The following is a 5,267-nucleotide window of genomic DNA, read 5'->3' as shown; positions in this document are numbered from 1 at the left end:
CCAGCGGTGAATTTTACGGTAAAACCTCAAGCGCGTCCACTCCGGACACAGCCGATAAAATCGCATACCTGAGCAGTAACGACCGCTTGGACTTTACCAAGTACACTCCTGCCAGCAAGGGCAGTGTGAGCATCGGCATGCCCACATTCACAGGTCGTCCCGACAACCCCTATATCAAAGATGTGCCCGTGTGGCCCGATGCATCCACCGTTGCGTCCCAGTACGCAACTGCCAAGTCCTATGTGTCCCAGATGAACCTGCCCGATTGGGCACTGGCGTTCCTGCCTGTCGAGATGGGCGGCACCGAAACCGCTCGTGAAGTCGGCGATGTGTTCAACTTCGAAAACGCAACTCTGAAGTCCAACTGGAGCGATGCCACCGGTTCAGTCACGGAAACTCCCGTGACCGAACCCGAGACCCCTGTTGTCGACACGGATGCCGACGAGGTCACTTACAGCAACTGGGCCGCTGAGGACATTATTACAGCCATCAGCATGGGCTACCTCGATGACGACCCTGATGTCTTTGGTTATCAGCCCGCTGTCACTGACCTGCTGGGCAGTGACTATACCCGTGCCATCACCCGCGGACAGTTCGCGTCACTGGCAATTCGCTATTACGAGACCCTGATGAGCGACATCACCGGCGAGGACTACACCATCCCCGTCAACTCCGGCGACGATGTGTTTGCCGACTCGACCGGCGACACCAACATGGCCAAGGCCTACACGCTCGGTATCCTCGGCGGCTACAACTCCGCTCCCAACCGTTCCGGCGTGTATGTCGGGCCCAATGACCTGATTACCCGCGAGCAGGCGGCTACCATGCTGACCCGACTCATGGAGCAGTTGATTGACGCGTTCAACGAAGTCGGCCGCACCGGGTGGACTGTCTGGTATGCCGACAGTCTGCCCTTCACGGACACTATCAGCGACTGGGCATATGATGGCGTTCGAGCCGTGTACGGCGTCGGGGCCATGACCGGGACAACCGGCACGACCTTCAGCGCGAAATCCAGTTACACCATCGAGCAGAGTATCGTTACGCTCATGCGCATCGACAACAACTGGGCTCGTGCTGGTATGGGCTAAGCCATAACACAGCATCCCCCCTGCATCGCAACCGGTGCAGGGGGGATGCCCTTTTACAGGGCATGAATTACAACAGTCCAAAGTCCAATTACACCATCGTGCGTACCACCCCGAGGCGGCGGATATGCAGAACAAACTGCACCGCCGCCCAACGAATTACAACTACCATGTCCCCTGAAAAATCAAATGATTTCCCGGTGCACCATCGTGCGTACCAATGAATTACAACCGGTAATTGCGACACGGCATTTCAGCCAAACCAAACCCCGTGGCGGCAGAGCCAAGGTCATGGCACAACCATGCGCCACAACTCCGCCGCCCCATGAACGGCAACAAAAGCCACACCCGCCCCGCGCCAATGCACACCAAGGGGCGGGCAACGGTACAAACCACGACCCGAGCCACGGCGGCATCACCTGACACACGCCGCCGACACGGGCCATACATCGCCCCAACGGCGGCACCAGTATAAGGCCCCGTGCATCGTCCCGCTGCCCGGCGCCGCAGCCGCCGCCAAATGATACGCCACAAACCAAAGCCACCCTGCCATGTATCAATCTACGATACAAAGCAGGGTGGCTTTATTTTTTATTGGAGCAAAACCCGCAGCAGGACCGAATGGAATCAGGGTGTTGCGTCACATCAATTGTCTTCGGAACAGGTGAGATCAATGTCAGCGCCAGATCTGTGCCCACAGCTGACAGAAAGAGAAACATAACCGCCTCCACGGTTTTCGCCCCGGGGGCGATCTCTTTTGCCCCCCTCATGTGGCATCCTGTCCGGATGCGCAGGTGTGGAGACGGACACTGCGGCAAACAGACAGCGGCAGTGCGGACTATCTTGGAGCGGATCAAACGATTTGCCCCTTGAAGCATCTTATAATACGAGGAGGTTTTGACTTGAACAACTGGATGGCAAAAAGGTTGCTGCCCCACGTGGGCCACGGCATCTCGTGCGTGACCTATGGGGACAGCGAGGACCCGAGTAACGTCTGCATCGAGTGTGACGAGTGCGGCGCCGTGCTGGTATCTGCATCGGACTTCGATACAGACATGGCCGGCGACTACAAGATTACCCAGCGACTCCGCATTGGGGGCAGGACGCTCCTGATGGGCCATAACCCGGAGGACACGGAGGCACCCCACCTGACCTGCTATCAGGATGTAGATTTTGTGGGCTTTCCCCGCTTCACAGAAGCCATTGCCAGCGATGACTACCTGGAAATCGTGGAGCTCTTTTCCCAGCGGCTTCAACAGCAGGTGGAGGCCGTGAAACAGCAGAGGACGGAACGCGGTCTTCCGTTTGCGGCGCTGACCTGGGAGCACTGCCGCAAGAGGGAGCCGGAGGAATCCCTGGTGGGAAAGCTGGTGATTTTGAAACCAACCAGCCTTGTGCCGGAGTATCGGTCCGCAGATTACCAGCTCGGCTATGCCCTCGGCGGCTTCGGATGCAAGCCCGGAGCGGTAGGCCGTGCGGTGTTCTTTGAGGAGCTCTACTCCGGGAAGCGGAGTCGCTGGGACATTGGCGACATCCTGGGCATCGCCGATCTGGACAAGCTGCCGGAGTGGGCCAGGGCCAGGGTGGCGGAACATGAAAAGGAGGCAAACAAGCAGTGAATATGACTATCAGACCGCTGACTCCTACGGAGCGGGATTTTACCTATTCTCAACAGCAGGAAATCATGGAGCAGGCCGGCTGCATCGGCTATCTCCGTGCGGACATGGGCAGCAGCGGGAAGGGCTTTTTCAGCACATGGAATGATTACCGCAGAGATCTGAAAACGCAGACATTCAAGACCGAGTTTGACAGTGTTATCAATAGTTTGCGCTTCGATGCCGCCTATGATGGCATTCTCAAAGACCGCTTCGCCCTGTCCCGGTATTGCTATACCCATCCCGATACGTCCTACGGCAACAACCGTGAGTATGGCATCCGTGTGGATACGGAGCAGTATGCCTATTTTATGCGGCTCAATCCCAACAAGGGGGAATACAACCTATACTGCTACTGCTATGAGCGGGAGTGGATTGACGAGATTCTGGAAACGGTATAGCCGGCAGTCCGTGTGTGCTGGACACCATGTGACAGTGACAAAGCCGCCCTGCGTATCAAAACCACGATACGCAGGACGGCTTATTTTTTGCCTCACCGCAGGCCCGGCCTGGGCCCTTACCTCAAAGCCCTGCTCCGTGGTCTTGAAGCAAAATCATGAAAGCTACAATTTTTCGGTTTCTGCCAGCTCTGAAAATATAATTTCACCGGTTCCCGTTGATTTTTTCGCTCGTTCTGTGTATAATAAGAGTAGGAAAATCCCTACTTTCCATACTTCAGAAAGGTGGTGCAAAATCATGTTAGCAAATGCGTTTGTGGACAATGCCAAAGTCATGGCAAAAGGGCAAATCACAATCCCGAAGGATGTCCGTGATGTGCTTGGTGTGTCAAGCGGTGATCGGGTTACTTTCATCGTTGAGGGAAGCACGGTCCGCATTGTCAATTCTGCTGTTTACGCTATGCAGATGCTTCAGCAGGAAATGGCCGGAGAAGCAGAACGCACCGGCCTGACCTCGGAAGAGGATGTTATGGCGCTCGTCAAGGAATTGAGAAATGAGGACGGAAGAGGATGAGAGTTCTGATTGATACCAATGTCCTTATTTCTGCCGCATTGAGTGCAGACGGAACGCCTTATCAAGCGTATGTGAAAGCAGCCTCTTACCCGAATCACGGCTTGATTTGCGAGCAGAATGTGGACGAAATGAAGCGGATATTCAACAAGAAATTCCCAAACCGGCTGGCGGCGCTGGACAAATTTCTTTCTGTTGCTTTGCTTACTCTGGAATTGGTTCCCGTTCCGACAGAGGAAGATATGACTGAAACACAAATCAGAGATGTCAATGACCGCCCTATTTTGCGGGCAGCCATTGAAGCAAAAGCCGATGTGCTGCTGACCGGCGATAAGGATTTCTTAGAGTCCGGCGTGAAAAATCCGGCGATCATGACACCGGCAGAGTTTTTGAATACCTAACTGATGCAAGGACAGCGGGTCGAGAGTGAAAAGCTCCCGGCCCGCTGTGTTTATATCTGCTGTATCGCGTTTTTGAGCATACGCTTGATTTTGTCGTTCATGGTTTCAGTACTGGTACAGAGGGGTGATTTTCTCGTTTCTCATGACCATACCTCTTGAAATGAATATGCCCTAAGTGACTGCTTCACTATCCATTATCGCCTATGTGGCGGGTGTGGCATCCTATCCGGATGCACAGGTGCGGATGCGAACCTTTCGGCAAAAATATTGATAAAGGAGGAGCATCCGCCATGAGCGCAAAGACCCAGCACTATGCCGATCTGGCCGACCGCACTGTTGCGGAGATCACCAGCGACGCCGCCCATTGGGCCGCATTTCTTTGCACCGCCGCACGAAACCACAAATATTCTTTTGAGGACCAGGTCATGATCCATGCCCAGCGCCCCAGGGCTACGGCCTGTGCCGCGTACGACTTCTGGAAGAAACGTATGCGCCGGTATGTGCGGGCCCGCTCCGTGGGGATTGCCCTGCTCCGGAGCCAGAACGGCAAGGCGTCGCTGGCCTATGTGTTCGACATCTCAGACACCGGCACGACTTCGGACTCTGTGCCTGTCCGCCAGTGGAAATACAGTGACCAGCACCGAGAGGCTGTGGCGGAACGGTTGTCCGAGGTCTTTGCCGTCCCCCCGTGCGCCGGTCTGGCCGAACAGCTGATCCGCATTTCCGTCCAGCTGGCCGATACCTGCTGGCACGACCACCGGCACAATATCATGCGCTCCCTCGGCGGGAGCCTCCTGGAAGAACTGGACGAGCTGAATGTGGGCATCCGCTTCACCAGGGCGCTGACCGTCAGCACGGCATACTTACTCATGGTCCGCTGCGGCCTGCCTACCAAGGGATGCTTTACGGAGGACGACTTCTCTCCTGTCCGAGAGTTTGATACCAAACTGGCCGCCACCGTCCTGGGCTGTGCGGTCCACGACTGCTCGGAGCTGGTTTTGCGCCAGATCGAGCGGGCCATCAAGGGCGGGAGCCAAAAGCAGAAACCAGCGCCCGCCGTGGACGCTGCTCCGCCCCTCACCCCCGTCACACCGGAGGAAAAACCGGAGCCGCCCGCCCTCCCCGCGCTGAACGTGAGCCCACCGCCCGAAACA

General features: G+C 56.2%; 5 protein-coding genes and 1 pseudogene. All 6 read left to right on the top strand.

What is annotated here, in order from left to right:
* The coding region (locus B5F94_RS15410) for an S-layer homology domain-containing protein (protein ID WP_204247511.1) at positions 1–1,091 on the top strand (1,091 nt) is incomplete at its 5' end.
* 899 nt (positions 1,092–1,990) lie between these two features.
* Entirely contained in the window at positions 1,991–2,707 is a 717-nt protein-coding gene (locus B5F94_RS15405; RefSeq protein WP_087331397.1) for a hypothetical protein, read from the top strand.
* Positions 2,704–3,144, top strand: coding sequence for a hypothetical protein (locus tag B5F94_RS15400; protein WP_158100309.1), 441 nt, complete (start codon positions 2,704–2,706; stop codon positions 3,142–3,144). The genes B5F94_RS15405 and B5F94_RS15400 overlap by 4 nt, the downstream gene beginning before the upstream one ends.
* Positions 3,145–3,439: 295 nt before the next feature.
* A complete protein-coding gene (locus B5F94_RS15395) occupies positions 3,440–3,715 on the top strand; it encodes an AbrB/MazE/SpoVT family DNA-binding domain-containing protein (RefSeq protein WP_087272245.1) in 276 nt (91 codons plus the stop codon).
* Positions 3,712–4,113, top strand: coding sequence for a putative toxin-antitoxin system toxin component, PIN family (locus B5F94_RS15390; RefSeq protein WP_087272242.1), 402 nt, complete (start codon positions 3,712–3,714; stop codon positions 4,111–4,113). The genes B5F94_RS15395 and B5F94_RS15390 overlap by 4 nt, the downstream gene beginning before the upstream one ends.
* A 290-nt stretch (positions 4,114–4,403) precedes the next feature.
* Positions 4,404–5,267, top strand: a pseudogene (locus B5F94_RS15385) (hypothetical protein); the annotation flags it as partial.

The organism is Flavonifractor sp. An4 (genome assembly GCF_002161755.1).
Classification (GTDB): Bacteria; Bacillota; Clostridia; order Oscillospirales; family Oscillospiraceae; genus Flavonifractor; species Flavonifractor avicola.
The sequence above is the reverse complement of the archived record's forward strand: the minus strand, read 5'-3'. Positions and strand labels throughout refer to the sequence as shown.